Below are 14,639 nucleotides of genomic sequence, written 5' to 3'. Positions count from 1 at the left end.
GTCGCGCTTCAACACCCGGTCAGCTCGAGATAGCCAACACCGTCATGCGTGCCGGCAAAGCTGATCGGCCCTTCCCAATAGGAGAAGCCGGTCCCCATCCAGGCCCTTGGATTGAGCGGCTTGCAGGAAATCGAGAACGAGCGCGAGGGAATGGCGATTTGCCACTCCACCGGCAGCTTGCGCCCCGCGACCTCGGCGGTCGCTCCCGGCGTCATCTGAATGTCGCTGCCCGAGATCATCTGCGTGCTGCCGGTGGCGGTGATCCAGTTGCCGAACGGATAGTCCTTGCCGTCCTTCTGCCGCAGCCGGTACAGCATCAGCTTGTCGCCGGATGCAAGATGCAGCGACAGCCAGTCCCAGCCGGTCTGGTCGGCGTCGAGCGGCTGGCTGCTCCACTCGCGGTCCATCCAGGCCTGCCCCGACACATCGACCGGCTTGTCATCGATGGTGAGCGTGCCGCGCGCGCGGTAGAACGGCTGGCTGTAATAGTAGGAGGCCTGGCCGCGCTCCGACTTGCGGCTGAAGCCGCCGTCACCCTGCAACACCACCGCACGATCGGCCTCCAGCGTCAGCGCATAGCTGAAGTCCGTGCCGGAGGCCTTCAGCGTCAGGGGCGCCAAAGCGCGATCGTCGGTGCGCTCAAGACCCTTCATCTCCCAATCGTCGATCCACGCCGCGAAGGGCTTCACTTCGACGCCGGCCTGTCCGATCCCGCCGCGCGAAAACAGCTCGCTGAAGCGATGGGTGTCGGCACGCGTCACCGCGGCATGCGCCATCCAGATTTGCTGATTGGCCCAGCCTTCGCCTTGCGGTCCCGGCTGCGCCGCCTGACGGAACAGCGTCCATTGCAGGCCGCAAGCCGCGCCGCTGCGATCGACGAGGTTCGCCGTGAGATACCACCACTCGATGCGAAATTCCGGATGCGGCCCGTGATCGGCGGGGAAGGCGAACGCCTTTCCCGGCGTCACCTTCGCAAAACCGTCGGCCGTCTCGCCGAGTCCGGCATAGCCTTGCGCGCCGGCGCGGCGCGCAAGAGCGAGCGCGGCTATGCCGCCGGCAAATGCGCGCCGCGAGATCTTGTCAGCGCTCATTGGCAAACACCTTGACGAGGTTCGCCGGCTGCATCCGCGCCAGCCGTGCAACCGGCAGCAGCGCGGCGAGCAGCGAGGCGACCAGCGCGACCGCGACCAGCTCGACAAGTTGCAGCGGAAACACATGGAACGGCAGCCGCCAGCCGAACGCCTTCACATTGACGATCGCAATCAGGCACCACGCCACCAGCAGCCCGAGCGGCACGGCCAGCAGCGAGGTGAACAGCGCCACCGACAGCGTCTTGGTCAATTCGATCGCGGCGAGGCGCGGCCGCGTGATGCCGATCGCCCACAGCGGTGCGAGCTGCGGCAGGCGGGAGTTGGCCAGCGTCAAAAGACTGGTCAGCAGCGCGATGCCGGCGACACCGAGCGTGAAAGCGTTCAGCGCCGATGTCACCGCAAAGGTGCGGTTGAAGATGCGGATCGATTCCGCCTTCACCGTCGCCTGGTCGGCGACGCTGCGGTCGTCGAGTGCAAACCGCTTCTGCAAGGCCGCGATCAAGTCCGGAATCTTGTCCCGCGCGACGATGAGGCCGATCCGCGTCTGTGGCGTCTGCGGAAAGTGACGGATCAGCGCCGCGACATTCACGGCCAGCTGACCCTTGGGATTGCCGTAATCGGCATAGATGCCGACGATGTCGAGCTCCCAGGTCCCGCCCGGCGCCGGCACCTCGACGACGTCGCCGACGCGGACGTTGAGGCGGCGGCTCAATTGCTCGCTGATGAAGGCGGCATTGCCCGGCACCAGCTGGGTCCAGGCGCGTGGCGCAGTCTCCAGCAGCGGCCAGCGCTCGCGATAGAGTGCGTGATCGGGCAGGCCGAACAGCTCCACCGGCTGGCCCTGGACTTGCGTCTCGGCGCGGCCGCCCGACAGGATCGCCTGGACTTCGCTGCGCTCCTTCAGCCAGTTCCGGATCGCGACGCCGTGCGCATTGTCGGAAGCGCTGATGTAGACGTCGGCCGCGAGCCGCCCGTTGAGCCAGCCGACGAAAGTGCGGCTGAAGGTTTCCACCATGGTGGAGACGCCGACATTGACGGCGAGCGCGAGCAGCAGCGCCATCAGTGCCAGCGACAGCCCGGAGAGCTGCTGCCGGCTGTCCGCCCAGAACCACAGCGCGAGCGGTCCTCGCGCGCCGCGCTGGCCTATGAGCAGGATGATGTCGAGGAAGGCCGGCAGGATCAGTGCCGCGCCCAGCATCAGCGCCGCCAGCACGCCAAAGCCTGCGATCAGCGATTCGCCATAGTGAAGCAGCAGCAGCGCGACCGCGAACACCATGCACGCCGCAATGCTTTGCAGGATCAGCCAGCGGCGCTGCCTCTGCTGCCAGGCGTACGGCTGCGCGGTCGCCAGCACCGGCATCCTGATCGCCTTGATCAGGCTGGTCGCCGCCGCAACGAGCGCGCCGGCAACGCTGATGCCGATGCCGGCGAGCCACCATTCGGGCCGCAACGTGAGTTGCCCCGGGATCTGCGCGCCATAGAGCCCGCGCAGCGACGCCGCGACGTCGGGCAACAGCGCTTCCGCGATGAAATAACCGCAGACGAGCCCGATCAGTCCGGCGACCAGCGCCAGCGCCACCAGCTCGATCACCAGCACCGTGTTGACGAGGCGCGCCGAGGCGCCGCAGGCCCGCAACGTGCGCAGCATCGGCAGTCGCTGCTCGAAGGCAAGACCCACGGCCGAATTGACGATGAACAGGCCGACGAAGAACGACAACAGGCCGAAGGCGGTGAGGTTGAGATGGAAACTGTCGGTGAGGCGCTCCAGCTCCGTCTCGGCATTCGGCTCGACTCGTTGCAGCCGGTCGCCGACGACGCTCGCCAGCGGCGCCGGCTTGCTCTTCGGCTTGCCGATCAGCAACCGCGAGATTTGGTCCGGCTTGTTCAGGAGCTTCTGCGCCACGCCGATATCGACCACCAGCACGTCGGGCACGAGCTGCGGCTGCACGTGCAGCGGCGGCAGTGTTGCGCCGCTGCTGATCGGCGGCGCCGCGCCTTCCTGCTCCTGCAAGTCGGCCAGCGTCTCCTTCGCCACCAGCGTCTGGCCGGGCGGCGCGACGAAGCTCGTCAGGTCCGCGGCACCAAGGCGTGGCGCGTTGCCGACATCCACCGGCAGCGTCACCGGCTCGATGCCGAGCAGCCGCACCGAGCGCCCGTTGATCTGGACGCGGCCCTCCAGCACCGGCGAGACCGGCCAGCCCGCGCGTCGGAGCCTGACGAACAGGTCTTGCGAGAAGGTCGCCGCATTGGGTGCGACCAGCATCGGCGTCCGCACGCCGCCGAACGTCGCCGCGGCGCGGTCATAGGCATTGCGGGCCTGCTGGTTGATCGCCTGCACGCCGCTCCACAGCGCGGTCGCGGCGATCAGCCCGATCAGAAGTGTCGCGAACTGCATCCTGTGCCGCCGCCAATGGCTCAGGAGCACCGCGAGGACCCACAGCGCGCGCCTCATGCGATTCGCCCCGCATGCAAAGTGAGGTGACGGTCGAGCGTGCCGGCCAGATGCAGGCTGTGCGTCACCATCAGGAATCCGCAGCCGGTGCGCGTGACGAGGTCGCGCGTCAGCGCCAGCACGTCCTCGGCGGTCGCTTCATCCAGATTTCCGGTCGGCTCGTCCGCGAGCAGCAGCGAGGGTCTTGTCGCCAGCGCCCGGCCGATCGCGACCCGCTGCTGCTGGCCGCCGGACAATTGCTCGGGATAGCGCTTCAGGAGGGCGCCGAGCCCGAGCCGTTCGACCAGTTCACTGGACCAGGCTGCGTCGTGCCGGCCGGCGATCCGCGCCTGGAAGGCCAGATTGTCGGCGACCGACAGGCTCGGGATCAGGTTGTACTGCTGGAACACGAGGCCGATCCGGTCGCGCCGGAGGCTGGCGCGTCCCGCGTCGGACAGCTTGGTGACCTCGGTGTCTTCCAACCGGATCGAGCCGCTGTCGGCGGCATCGAGCCCCGCGATCAGGTGCAGCAGCGTGCTCTTGCCGCTGCCGGATTCGCCGGTCAGCGCGACGCGTTCGCCGGCCTTGAGGTCAAGGTCGACGCCGCGCAGCACGTGGACCGGTTCGGCGGCCGAGGAGAACGTCTTGGAGAGATTTCGGATGCTCAGCACGATGAATGGCGCCGGACGGAATTAACGGAAATGCTGCGTAGCACACCTGCCGCGGAAATGCCGGGGTTGCGTTGCCGTCGAAGCCGTTGTTAGCTCCAACAACGGCCAAATCAAAAAACTGCCAAAAAGACAGACGGGGAGAACGATGAGCGCTCAGGGAACGCCCATGGTGGCGGGCAAGACGACGACATCCAGGGAAACACCAAAGGGCGCCTGGACGGTCACCTTTCTGCTGTTTCTATTTATGCTGGTTAACTTCGCCGACAAGATCGTTGTCGGCCTCGCCGGCGTGCCGATCATGGCGGACCTGAAGCTCTCCCCGGAGCAGTTCGGCCTGCTCGGGTCTTCGTTCTTCTTCCTGTTCTCGATCTCGGCCATCGTGGTCGGCTTCATCGTCAACAAGGTGCCGACGCGCTGGGTGCTCCTGACGCTGGCGGTGGTCTGGGCGCTGGCGCAGTTTCCGATGGTCGGCACCGTCTCCTTCACCACGCTGCTGATCTGCCGCATCGTGCTGGGCGCCGGCGAAGGCCCGGCCTTCTCGGTCGCCGCGCACGCCATCTACAAATGGTTCCCCGACGAGAAGCGCACGCTGCCGACTGCGATCCTGTCGCAAGGCTCGGCTTTCGGCGTCATCCTGGCGGTGCCGGCGCTGAACTGGGTCATCGTCAATCACTCCTGGCACTACGCCTTCGGCGCGCTCGGCGTCGTCGGCCTGATCTGGGTCTGCGCCTGGCTCGCGCTCGGCAAGGAAGGCCCGCTGGAGGACACGCACACCCTTGCCGCCACCGAGACGAAAATTCCCTATCTTCAGCTTCTCACCTCGCGCACCTTCGTCGGCTGCGTCGCGGCGACCTTCGGGGCCTATTGGGCGCTGTCGCTGGGGCTGACCTGGTTCACGCCGTTCATCATCAAGGGCCTCGGCTTCTCGCAGAGCCAGGCCGGCTGGATTTCGACCCTGCCCTGGGTGTTCGGCGCCACCATCGTGATCCTGACGGGTTGGATCTCGCAACTGATGATGGCCCGCGGATCGACCACGCGCGTCGCCCGCGGCGTGCTCGGCTCGGTCCCGTTGATGGTCGGCGGCCTGATCCTGGCTGCGATGCCGTATGTTCAGGGCGCCGGCCTTCAGCTCGCCTTGCTCGTGGTCGGAACGGGCCTGTGCGGCGCGATCTACGTCGTCTGTCCGCCCATGCTCGGCGAATTCACGCCGTCGTCGCAGCGCGGCGCGATCCTGGCGATCTACGGCGCGCTCTACACGCTCTCGGGCATCATCGCGCCCGCCGTGATGGGCACCGTGATCCAGCGCGCCGGCAGCATGCTCGACGGCTACATGACCGGCTTCACCATCAACGCCGTGATCATGGTCGGCTCCGGCCTGCTCGGCCTGGCCCTGCTCTGGCCGAACAGCGAAAAGGCTCGGCTGACGCGCGCTGCCGCCTCGCAGGCAGCGGCGCTGAAAGGCGCGGTGTCGCCGACGTAAGGGGTGGCAGGCGTTCAAGGCCCGCCACAAACACCGCTGTCGTCCCGGCGAAGGCCGGGACCCATAACCACAGGGAGTGGATTGAGGCGAAGCTGATAACTCCGAGTCTTCGCAAAACAATTGCCGCGGCGTATGGGTCCCGGCCTTCGCCGGGACGACACCGAATGTGAGGCGCGGCCTTCGCGTCTCACATGCATCCTACCGCGCTAGTTCACCACCCCCTGCGCGCCACGAATCAACTTCCCCGGCCGGCGCCCCGTGGCCGCGCCATGCCGCCGCGTCACCACGCCCGACACGATGGTCGCTTCATAGCCGTCGACGTCCTGCAACAGCCGCCGCCCGCCGACCGGCAGATCGTAATGCACCTTCGGCGGATGCAGATGCAGGCGGTCATAGTCGATCACGTTGACGTCGGCCTTGTAGCCGGGCGCGATCAGCCCGCGATCGGTGAGGCCGACCGAGAGCGCGGTCTTGCGTGACTGTGCCGCGACCACGAACGGGATCGACAGCTTCTCGCCGCGCTTGCGGTCGCGTGTCCAGTGCGTCAGCAGATAGGTCGGGAAGCTCGCATCGCAGATGATGCCGCAATGCGCGCCGCCGTCGGACAGGCCCGGCACCGATTGCGGATCGATCAGCATCTCGCGCGTCGCATCGAGATTGCCGTCGGCATAGTTGAGGAACGGCACGTAGAGCATGCCGCGGCCTTCGTCCGACAGCATCGCGTCATAGGCGAGTTCCTCGGGCTTCCGGCCCTGCTTGCGCGCCCGCGGCCCCAGCGCGTTCTCCGGCGGCTGCTCGTAATCGGGAGGATCGCCGAGCAGGAACATCTTGTCGTAGTTGGGCCGGAAGAACAGCGGATCGTCGGTCGCGGTCGCCGTCTCGCTCAGGATCGCCTGACGGATCTCGCTCTGATGCAGCCGCGCCAGCCGCTCCTTCAGCGGCAGATGTGCGATCGCCTTGTAGCTCGGATGGGTCTGGAATGGGTTGCGCGACAGCTCGAGCCCTAGCAGCAGGCCGACCGGGCGCGCCGCGATCTGCGCGGTGATGGAGAGGCCGCGCTGTGCGGCGGCATTGATCTCGTCCAGCGTCTGGCGCCAGCGCTGCGGCGCCTTGTCGTTCTGCGTGATCGAGAACGAGATCGGGCATTTCGTCGTGTCGGCGACCCGCAGCATCATCGGCAGGTCTTCGTCGATGGTGGAGAGATCGAGCACGAATTGCAGCACGCTGCGGCCCTCGCGATGCATCGCACCCGCGATCGCGGTGAGCTCGTCTTCGCCGGCCTTCAAGGTCGGCGTGAAATCGCCGGTGGAGGTGCGGTGGTTGAGCGTGCGCGAGGTCGAGAAGCCGAGCGCGCCGGAGCGGACCGCTTCGCCCGCGAGCTTTGCCATCGCCGCATTGTCTTCCGGCGTGGACGGATCGCGGCGCGCGCCGCGCTCGCCCATGACATAGACGCGCAACGCCGCATGCGGCAGTTGCGCGCCGACGTCGATGTCGAAATCGCGCTTCGACAGCCAGCCCATGTAGTCCGGAAAGCTCTCCCAGGCCCAGGGAATGCCGGCGCTCAGCACCGGCTCGGGGATGTCCTCGACGCCTTCCATCAGCTGGATCAGGCGGGTGTGGTCGGCGGGCTTGCACGGCGCAAAGCCGACGCCGCAATTGCCCATGATCGCGGTGGTGACGCCGTTCTGCGAGGACGGCGTGATATCCTGGCTCCAGGTGACCTGCCCGTCATAATGGGTGTGGACGTCGACGAAGCCCGGCGTCACCAGTTTTCCGCGCGCGTCGATTTCTTCTTTGCCCTTGCCGGAGATCTTCCCGACCTCGCTGATCCTGCCGCCGGTGATGGCGACGTCGGCCTCGAACAGCTCGCCGCCGTTTCCATCCGCGACCGTGCCGCCGCGGATCACGAGATCAGGATTGGTCATGAGGTTTCTTCCCGTTTTGTTCTTGTTACACGCAGTTCTCTCTACTCGTCGTCCCGGACAAGCGTCAGCGCAGATACGGGACCCATAACCACAGGGAGTAGTTTGGCGAAGACTCGGAGTGACCAGTCTCGCGCGACAGATTCTCCCTGGGGTAATGGGTCCTGGCTTTCGCCAGGACGACAGTTGAACTTGTGGCTACGCCGCAGCCTGCCGCTTCCGCTCGGTGAACGGCGACAGCACCACCGTCGCCAGCATGAAGATCACGGAGGCGCCGAACACCCAGTGTGGCGCGCTCTGGTCCATGATCCAGCCGAACAAAAGCGGGCTGACGATGCCGCCGAGATTGAAGCCGGTGGAGACGATGCCGAAGGCGCGCCCCGCAGCGCCGGCGGGAGCGGCATTGCGCACCAGCATGTCGCGCGAGGGGGCGATCACGCCGGAGAGGAAGCCCGCCGCCGTCATCGTCGCGGTCAAAGCCCAGCCGGGCAATGTCACCAGTGCGATCAAGAGCACGATCGCCGCGTTTGCGGCAAAGCAGGCGGCGGCGACATAGCCGTGACGCTCGGTGTGGTCGGCGAGGAAGCCGCCTGCGAGCACGCCCGCGGCGCTGGCGCCGAGGAATGCGGTCAGCGCGATGTTGGCGATCGAATAAGAGGCGCCGTAGCCGCTCATCAGCGCCACCACGCCGAAATTGTTGATGCCGGCCACCGACAGGCTGAGCAGCATGAACAGCGCGGTCAGCGTGATCAGCGCCGGCGTGATGACGGCCTGCTTCGGCGCGCTCTCGTGACCGGGCTTTTTCTTGTGCGCGCCGGCCTCGGGAATGCTCATGGCGACCAGCAGCAGCGCCACCAGCACGCCGATCGCGCCCGACGCGATCAATGCGCCGACGCCACCCGATACGGTGACCAGCGCGGCGACGATCGCCGGCGTCACGGCGCCGCCGAGATAGCCGGCAAAGGTGTGGATCGAAAAGGCGCGGCCCATCCGCGCCTCGTCCATGTGCTCCGCCAGGATGGCGTAGTCGGCGGGATGATAGACGCTGTTGGCGAGCCCGAGCAGCACGGCGCAGGCGATCAGCGAGGCGTAGCTGAGGTGCAGGCCGAGCAGGATCAGCGCGCAGCCGCCGAGTGTCAGCCCGATCAGCAGGATCTTGCGCGCGCCGAAATGGTCGACGAGATAGCCGGTCGGCGCCTGCGTCAGGCCCGATACGACGGCAAGGGTCGTGAGCGCGAAGCCGAGCTCGACATAGCCGACGCCGAGCCTGTCCTTCAGGAACGGAAACAGCATCGGCAGAACCAGCAGATGGAAATGGCTGACCCAATGCGCGATCGAGATTCCCGTCAGCGTGCGCAGCGCGCTGTCCGCCTTGCCTTGCTGCGGTGCGGCGAGAACATCGACCATTGCAGTTCCGATTCACTCCCTGAAGGGAGCGCAAACTATCGGGCACAGCGGTTATTTGTCCATGAACGCAGGCGCATGGCAGGTAGTGCGGGTGGCGCCGCTGTCTCAATCATTACCCGATGATGCGATCGGGCACACTGCGCTCCCTCCGCCCTTGCGGGGGAGGGCGGGAGCCCAGCAAAAGGTCTATCCGTGGTCGATGCAAAGATCGTCGCGCTCTCGAAAGAGTGTGCCGTGTGGCACCCCTCTTCCTAACCCTCCCCCGCAAGGGGGGAGGGAACGCACCATTCGTGGAGCAGGCTTCAACTCACAACGGCTCGTCATCGGGACCGTACCGGTCACGCTTCGGTGTTGCGATGTCGCCGTCTTCGTAATCGTCGTCGTCGGTGTCGCGCGGCGGCGGCTTCTTCGCCTTGTCGTCCGCCGGCTTCTCGCTGGCGGTTTTGGGCGGCGCGCTCGGCTTGGCGGTCTTGTTGGCGATCTTGGCCATGGCTGTTCCCGGATGGTGATGCTGCATCCGATCCTAGTCCCAATATGTGGGCGGTTCCTGACTTATCTCAAGAATGGCGCGCCGGGGCGTCAGTGCACCACCGGTCCGCCCGCCTTCTTCCAGGCATCGATGCCGCCGGCGATATGGGCGGTATTGGCGAGGCCCGCCTCCTTCGCCGCAGCGACGGCCATCGCCGAGCGTTCGCCGAAGGCGCAGAAGAACACGATGCGGCGGCCGGTGGCGGCCGCGACCTCGCGCAGCATGCCGCCGGGCTTCAGGCTCTCCTCGACGGACGGATAGGGCGTGTGCAGGGCGCCCTCGAGCATGCCGTGTTTCATCCGCTCGTTGGTCTCGCGCAGATCGACCAGCAGGATATCAGGCCGGCCCAGGACGCGGATCGCCTCGCTGGCGGTCAGCGCGCGGCCCTCCTTTTCCAGCTCCTCCTGATGCAGGCCGACGCGCATGTTGGCGGGCACCGCCACGTCCATCATCTTCGGATTGGGCAGCTTCAGGTTCGCCATCAGCTCGATATATTCGTCGACCGAGCGCACCTGGAGCCGCGGATTGTAGCGCTTCTCCTCGCCGATGGTGGAGACGGTGTCGCCCTTGTAGTCATGCGCCGGGAACACCATCGTCTCGTCCGGCAGCTTGAGCAGGCGATTGAAGATCGAATCGTACTGCGCGCGCGAGGAGCCGTTCTGGAAATCGGTGCGGCCGGTGCCGCGGATCAGCAGCGTGTCGCCGGTGAAGACGCGGTCGCCCATCAGGTAGGAATAGGAATCGTCGGTGTGGCCGGGCGTGTACATCACGTCGAGCGACAGCCCCTCGATCGTCACCTTGTCGCCGTCGGCGACGCGCATCGCCACCACGTCGGCCTTGGTCTGGTCGCCCATCACGGTCATGCAATGGGTGCGGTCGCGCAGCTCGCCGAGGCCGGTGACGTGGTCGGCATGAAGGTGGGTATCGACCGCCTTGACCAGCTTGAGGTCGAGCTCGCGCAGCAATTGGCAATAGCGGTCGACCTTCTCCAGCACGGGATCGAGGATCAGCGCCTCGCCGCCGTGGCGGCTGGCAAGGACGTAGCTGTAGGTGCCCGAAACACTGTCGAAGAGCTGGCGGAAGATCATGGCAAGACCCGGCGTGGAACTGGCTTCCAAGATTCTACTATGTTCCGGGTTAGAAAGAGAAGCAATTCACTGTGTGAACAGGTAAATTTGGAAGATTTTTATTGCTTGCGAGGCGGGGATAAGCGCCACACACTCAGTGTCGTCCCGGCGAAGGCCGGGACCCATACCGCGAGATCCTTCGGGAGGGGCGGTGGGAGTACCGAACGACTGATCTTCGCCAAACACCTGCCTGGGAGTATGGGTCCCGGCCTGCGCCGGGACGACAGGGGAGTGTGACGCCCTGGCGACCCCCTACGGCCGCACCACCGTGTACCCATTCTCCGCCAGGAACAGGATCTGTCCGACCCCGACCTGCACCGGCGTCGCGGCGAGGATGAACTCCGGCCGCTTGCCTGTCTCCCGCTCGACCGTGTCGACGGTGTTGAGGCAGATGTCGAAGCGCACGCCTTGCGCGATCAGGCTCTCGACCTGCTTACGGCGCTCGCTGTTTGACAGCAGCAGGTCGATGCCGGGTCCGAATGCCACCACCTCGATCGCGACCTTGTCGGGGGCGTAGGCCTTCAGGAGATTGTTGGCGACGCTGAGCACCAGCGCCTGCTTCCTGGCGTCGCCGTCGGAGAGCTGCAGCACGATCTTGTGCTCGGCGAACGGCTTGTCCTGAAGCGGCACCTGCTGCGCAAAAGCCGGCGGCATCGCGGCCAAGGCGAGCAGCGCCAGCATCATCGCGCGAAACATTTGCGAGCGCGTCATCCCTGTCCCGCAATGCCCGGATTGTTCTCGACGCCCTTCAGCGTGACGCCGGAGCCGAGCCGCTCCGAAAGCATCCGGCCCGAGCGCAGATATTTGGCCACCACGTCCCACACCGGTGCGCCCTGCTGGCCGTTGACCGAGGCCCAGCCCGCGACCTTGTAGCGGTGGTTGGCGCTGATCGCCTTGCCGTTGTTGAGCTTCAGCTCAGAGATGCGGCCGCCGATCGCACCCGCCGGCGTGCAGGTGTAGCTGAGGCCGCCGGCGCGCACCATGTCGCCGCCCTGCTGGTAATAGGGATCGGCGTTGAAGAGATTGTCGCAGATGTCCTCCAGCACGTCCTTGATCTGGGCGCCGGTCATTTCCTGCACATAGGTCTCGGGATAGCTGATCGCGGTTTCCGCGAGCACGTCCTCCATGGTCAGCGCCTGGCCGGACAGCGCGGTGACGCCCCAGCGGAAGCCCGGCGACAGCGCGATCTCGGCGTCGAGCTCGCTGCGCAACGCGGTGCAGATCAGCTCGTCGACCGGGCCGGAGAAATTGCCGCGGCGATAGAGCAGGCGGTCGAGCGTTGCGATCTTCTCCGACCAGTCGGCCACGTGCGGCGCGCGAACCCGGCCGATCAGCTCGGCCATCGCCGGATCAGGCTTCAGCAGCTCGGAATAGACCGGCAGCAGGTGATATTTGACGCCACTGACCTTGCCCTTGTCGAGCGCGAGATCGAGCACGCCCAGAAATTTCCCGTTGGAGCCGGCATTGGTGACGAGTGTCGTGCCGCCGGCGTTCGTCACGGGAATCGGCTGCGGCACGGCGTCGTGGGTGTGGCCGCCGAGGATGACGTCGATGCCGGTGACGCGGCTCGCGAGCTTGAGGTCGACGTCCATGCCGTTGTGCGACAGCAGGATGACGGCATCGACCTTCTCGGCGGTGCGCAAGGCATCGACATGCTTCTGGAGCTCTTCCTCGCGGATGCCGAAGGTCCAGTCCGGCGTGAACCGCTTTGGATGCGCGATCGGCACGTAAGGGAAGGCCTGGCCGACGATCGCGATGCGATGACCGCCGAGCTCCTTGATCACGGAGGGCTTGAAGACGCGCCCCGTCGCCTTGTCGAAGGCGCGGGCGTCGTTGAACGCGGCTTCCTCGGTCAGAAACACGTTCTGCGCCAGGAACTCGCCCTTGAAGCGCTCGAGATTGTCGCGCAGCGCCTGCTCGCCATAGGTGAATTCCCAATGCCCGGTCATCGCCTCGATGCCGAGCAGATTGGCGACCTCGACCATGTCGCGGCCCTGCATGACGTTGGCAAGCCCCGTGCCCTGCCAGAGATCGCCGCCGTCGACGAGCAGCGAATCTCTTTCGCCGACATCGCCGCGCAAGCGATCGACCAGCGTCTTCAGATGGGCAAAGCCACCGAGCTTGCCGAAGCGCGCCGCAGACTTCTCGAACTCGAAGCAGGTGAAGGCATAGGCATCGGCGCTGTCGGGCCGGATTCCGAACCGCTCGAGAAAGGCGCGGCCGACCAGATGCGGCGGCCGTCCCGCCATCTCCCCGATTCCGATATTGACGCTGGGCTCGCGGAAATAGACCGGGTTGAGCTGCGCATGCGTGTCGGTGATGTGCAGGATCCGGGCATGGCCGAAACGTTCGAGGTCGTAAATGCTCGCCGCTTCAGTGCCGCGCGCAAGCCGCGGCAGGCCGAGCGATGCTGCGGCAACGCCTGCACTCTTCAGGAAATCACGGCGGCGGATCGCCATCCAGAATCCTCCGCGCCTCATCGGCAGTTCAACTGAGGTCCAGTCTAGCGGATTTCCATCGCCTTCCAGGCCTCTTTTTCGGACGTGGCCTGGAAGATCGACGCCTTCGCCAGCGCCTCGGCCTCCTTGGCTGCGGCCAGGGCGCGGTCGAAATCGCCGCCATCGGCTGCCTTCTTCGCCGCCGCCAGCGTCGAGACGGTCACGGTCCACTGATTGCGCATGCCGGCTGCCTCCTTGGAGGCGGCTTCGGCGGCGGCATAGGCCGCCTTGTAATCCGCCTCATTCGCCGCGCGCGCCGTTGGCGCGAGGCTAAGGGCGAGCAGCATGGCGAGAGGAAGTGACCGCTTCATGGCCGCGCTCCCGGTCCTGATATCGGCAGTCCGTTGGCGACGTAGGACAGGAAATATTCGACGTCGCGATATTCATCTGCCTGCGGCTCCAGCGGAACCGCCCGGGTCTGGCTGTTGCAGGTGACGAAGCGGCGGCTGGTCGTGCCCATGCCGCTCCATTCGGAGCGGTAGATCGGCATCGCGTTCAAAATGCCGAGCGCCGGCGCCAGGATCTCGGCGCGGATGCGCTCGCCCGGGTTCTGCACATGGCAGCTCGCGCAGGAGAAATTCATCTGGCCGCGCCGCGTGTAGAAATAGCGCTTGCCGTTCTCGAACGCGGCGAGCGCGCGGGGATCATCGGGAATCTTGATGTCCATCAGCTTGCCGCGCGAGGTGAAGGCCATATAGGCGGTCAGCGAGGCCATCTCGTCCTTGACGTAGGAATAGGGCGCCTCGCCGTTGGCCTCGCGGCAGCGGTTGAGCGCGAGCTCCAGCGTGACGACCTTGCCCTCCTTCTCATCGAAGTAGGGATAGTTCTGGCGGATGCCGATGCCGCCATTCGGGAAGCAGTCGGCATAGGTCTTGCCGTTCTTGAACGGGGTGGCGAACATCTCCTTGCCGGCGTCGAGCGCGAACTCGTAGGGCGGGAATTCCTCCTTCTCCTGCCACTGCCGCTTCATGTCCTCGTTCATGGAATAAGGGCCGTTGACGAAATCCTCGTGCTTCACGGTCGGAAACTTCTGGAAGAAGAAGTTCTGGAACGCTTTTGCGTCGGCAACTGGATCGGCCTTGTCGGCCGCGATCACGCGCGGCGAGGTGAGGGCGACCGCGACGAGCGCGGCGCTGAGCGAACCAAGCAGGAGGGCGGAGCAGGCCTTCATCACGCGATCTTCGCGGTGGTCGTATCCGACCCGCCCTTGTTGTCGGTCCAGGAGATCTTGATGTCGTCGCCCTTCTTGGCGCCCTTGAAGCTGAACTTCACATAGGGGTCCTTGGAGATGGCGGTGCCCCAATCGGCGACGAAGACGTCCTTGCCGTTACATTCGAACTTCAGCTGCTGGATGAAATGCGCGGGGATCACCTCGCCCTTGGCGTCCTTGACCAGGCCGGTGTCCATGGGGTGCTGGATCAGCGCCTGCACCTCGGTGATGTCGCCGTTTGCGGTCGCGCGCACGCGAATGCTGGATGCCATG

13 protein-coding genes are annotated in these 14,639 nt (G+C 65.9%); 1 reads left to right on the top strand and 12 read right to left on the bottom strand.

Annotated elements, in window-relative coordinates; translation table 11 throughout:
* Positions 1 to 8 precede the first annotated feature (8 nt).
* Genes ACFLEY_RS45500 through ACFLEY_RS45490 form a run of 3 tightly spaced genes read right to left on the bottom strand, consistent with a single transcriptional unit; the run spans position 9 to position 4,193 of the window.
* On the bottom strand, positions 9 to 1,091 hold the full coding sequence (locus ACFLEY_RS45500; RefSeq protein WP_396604453.1) for a lipocalin-like domain-containing protein: 1,083 nt from the start codon (positions 1,089 to 1,091) through the stop codon (positions 9 to 11).
* Positions 1,081 to 3,543 carry an FtsX-like permease family protein gene (locus ACFLEY_RS45495; RefSeq protein ID WP_060909448.1) on the bottom strand — a complete coding sequence of 821 codons (2,463 nt, stop codon included), beginning with the start codon at positions 3,541 to 3,543 and terminating at the stop codon, positions 1,081 to 1,083. Before ACFLEY_RS45495 ends, ACFLEY_RS45500 begins: the two co-directional genes overlap by 11 nt.
* Entirely contained in the window at positions 3,540 to 4,193 is a 654-nt protein-coding gene (locus tag ACFLEY_RS45490; protein ID WP_060909447.1) for an ABC transporter ATP-binding protein, read from the bottom strand. Before ACFLEY_RS45490 ends, ACFLEY_RS45495 begins: the two co-directional genes overlap by 4 nt.
* Before the next feature lie 145 nt (positions 4,194 to 4,338).
* Between ACFLEY_RS45490 and ACFLEY_RS45485 the strand changes: the two genes are divergently transcribed.
* Positions 4,339 to 5,673 carry an MFS transporter gene (locus ACFLEY_RS45485; protein ID WP_060909446.1) on the top strand — a complete coding sequence of 445 codons (1,335 nt, stop codon included), beginning with the start codon at positions 4,339 to 4,341 and terminating at the stop codon, positions 5,671 to 5,673.
* A 206-nt stretch (positions 5,674 to 5,879) separates the two neighbouring features.
* Here ACFLEY_RS45485 and ACFLEY_RS45480 read toward each other — a convergent pair whose 3' ends face one another.
* From ACFLEY_RS45480 to soxZ, 9 genes are all read right to left on the bottom strand, one after another.
* Complete coding sequence (locus tag ACFLEY_RS45480; protein ID WP_060909445.1) at positions 5,880 to 7,598, bottom strand: amidohydrolase family protein; 1,719 nt, start codon at positions 7,596 to 7,598, stop codon at positions 5,880 to 5,882.
* Positions 7,599 to 7,793: 195 nt separating this feature from the next.
* On the bottom strand, positions 7,794 to 9,002 hold the full coding sequence (locus tag ACFLEY_RS45475) for an MFS transporter (RefSeq protein ID WP_060909444.1): 1,209 nt from the start codon (positions 9,000 to 9,002) through the stop codon (positions 7,794 to 7,796).
* A gap of 307 nt (positions 9,003 to 9,309) precedes the next feature.
* Entirely contained in the window at positions 9,310 to 9,492 is a 183-nt protein-coding gene (locus tag ACFLEY_RS45470; RefSeq protein WP_028172674.1) for a hypothetical protein, read from the bottom strand.
* Positions 9,493 to 9,581: 89 nt separating this feature from the next.
* Complete coding sequence (locus ACFLEY_RS45465; RefSeq protein ID WP_011083827.1) at positions 9,582 to 10,619, bottom strand: MBL fold metallo-hydrolase; 1,038 nt, start codon at positions 10,617 to 10,619, stop codon at positions 9,582 to 9,584.
* A gap of 291 nt (positions 10,620 to 10,910) precedes the next feature.
* Positions 10,911 to 11,369, bottom strand: coding sequence for a hypothetical protein (locus ACFLEY_RS45460; protein WP_211433536.1), 459 nt, complete (start codon positions 11,367 to 11,369; stop codon positions 10,911 to 10,913).
* On the bottom strand, positions 11,366 to 13,117 hold the full coding sequence (gene soxB / locus ACFLEY_RS45455) for a thiosulfohydrolase SoxB (protein WP_028172675.1): 1,752 nt from the start codon (positions 13,115 to 13,117) through the stop codon (positions 11,366 to 11,368). Before soxB ends, ACFLEY_RS45460 begins: the two co-directional genes overlap by 4 nt.
* A gap of 44 nt (positions 13,118 to 13,161) precedes the next feature.
* Positions 13,162 to 13,467, bottom strand: coding sequence for a hypothetical protein (locus ACFLEY_RS45450; protein WP_011083830.1), 306 nt, complete (start codon positions 13,465 to 13,467; stop codon positions 13,162 to 13,164).
* Complete coding sequence (gene soxA, locus ACFLEY_RS45445) at positions 13,464 to 14,327, bottom strand: sulfur oxidation c-type cytochrome SoxA (RefSeq protein WP_060909443.1); 864 nt, start codon at positions 14,325 to 14,327, stop codon at positions 13,464 to 13,466. Before soxA ends, ACFLEY_RS45450 begins: the two co-directional genes overlap by 4 nt.
* Positions 14,327 to 14,638 (bottom strand): thiosulfate oxidation carrier complex protein SoxZ, encoded by a 312-nt coding sequence (gene soxZ, locus ACFLEY_RS45440; protein ID WP_011083832.1) that lies wholly within the window; start codon positions 14,636 to 14,638, stop codon positions 14,327 to 14,329. Before soxZ ends, soxA begins: the two co-directional genes overlap by 1 nt.
* Between the last annotated feature and the right edge of the window lies 1 nt (position 14,639).

The sequence above is a fragment of the Bradyrhizobium sp. YCK136 genome (assembly GCF_044570075.1).
GTDB classification, from domain to species: Bacteria; Pseudomonadota; Alphaproteobacteria; order Rhizobiales; family Xanthobacteraceae; genus Bradyrhizobium; species Bradyrhizobium diazoefficiens.
The sequence above is the reverse complement of the archived record's forward strand: the minus strand, read 5'-3'. Positions and strand labels throughout refer to the sequence as shown.

Excerpts from the sequence above, each read along its gene's own strand:
- ACFLEY_RS45500 (WP_396604453.1), bottom strand. The coding sequence starts at position 1,091 with ATGAGCGCTGACAAGATCTCGCGGCGCGCATTTGCCGGCGGCATAGCC.
- ACFLEY_RS45495 (WP_060909448.1), bottom strand. The coding sequence starts at position 3,543 with ATGAGGCGCGCGCTGTGGGTCCTCGCGGTGCTCCTGAGCCATTGGCGG.
- ACFLEY_RS45485 (WP_060909446.1), top strand. The coding sequence starts at position 4,339 with ATGAGCGCTCAGGGAACGCCCATGGTGGCGGGCAAGACGACGACATCC.
- ACFLEY_RS45480 (WP_060909445.1), bottom strand. The coding sequence starts at position 7,598 with ATGACCAATCCTGATCTCGTGATCCGCGGCGGCACGGTCGCGGATGGA.
- ACFLEY_RS45475 (WP_060909444.1), bottom strand. The coding sequence starts at position 9,002 with ATGGTCGATGTTCTCGCCGCACCGCAGCAAGGCAAGGCGGACAGCGCG.
- ACFLEY_RS45470 (WP_028172674.1), bottom strand. The coding sequence starts at position 9,492 with ATGGCCAAGATCGCCAACAAGACCGCCAAGCCGAGCGCGCCGCCCAAA.
- ACFLEY_RS45465 (WP_011083827.1), bottom strand. The coding sequence starts at position 10,619 with ATGATCTTCCGCCAGCTCTTCGACAGTGTTTCGGGCACCTACAGCTAC.
- ACFLEY_RS45460 (WP_211433536.1), bottom strand. The coding sequence starts at position 11,369 with ATGACGCGCTCGCAAATGTTTCGCGCGATGATGCTGGCGCTGCTCGCC.
- soxB (WP_028172675.1), bottom strand. The coding sequence starts at position 13,117 with ATGGCGATCCGCCGCCGTGATTTCCTGAAGAGTGCAGGCGTTGCCGCA.
- ACFLEY_RS45450 (WP_011083830.1), bottom strand. The coding sequence starts at position 13,467 with ATGAAGCGGTCACTTCCTCTCGCCATGCTGCTCGCCCTTAGCCTCGCG.
- soxA (WP_060909443.1), bottom strand. The coding sequence starts at position 14,327 with ATGAAGGCCTGCTCCGCCCTCCTGCTTGGTTCGCTCAGCGCCGCGCTC.
- soxZ (WP_011083832.1), bottom strand. The coding sequence starts at position 14,638 with ATGGCATCCAGCATTCGCGTGCGCGCGACCGCAAACGGCGACATCACC.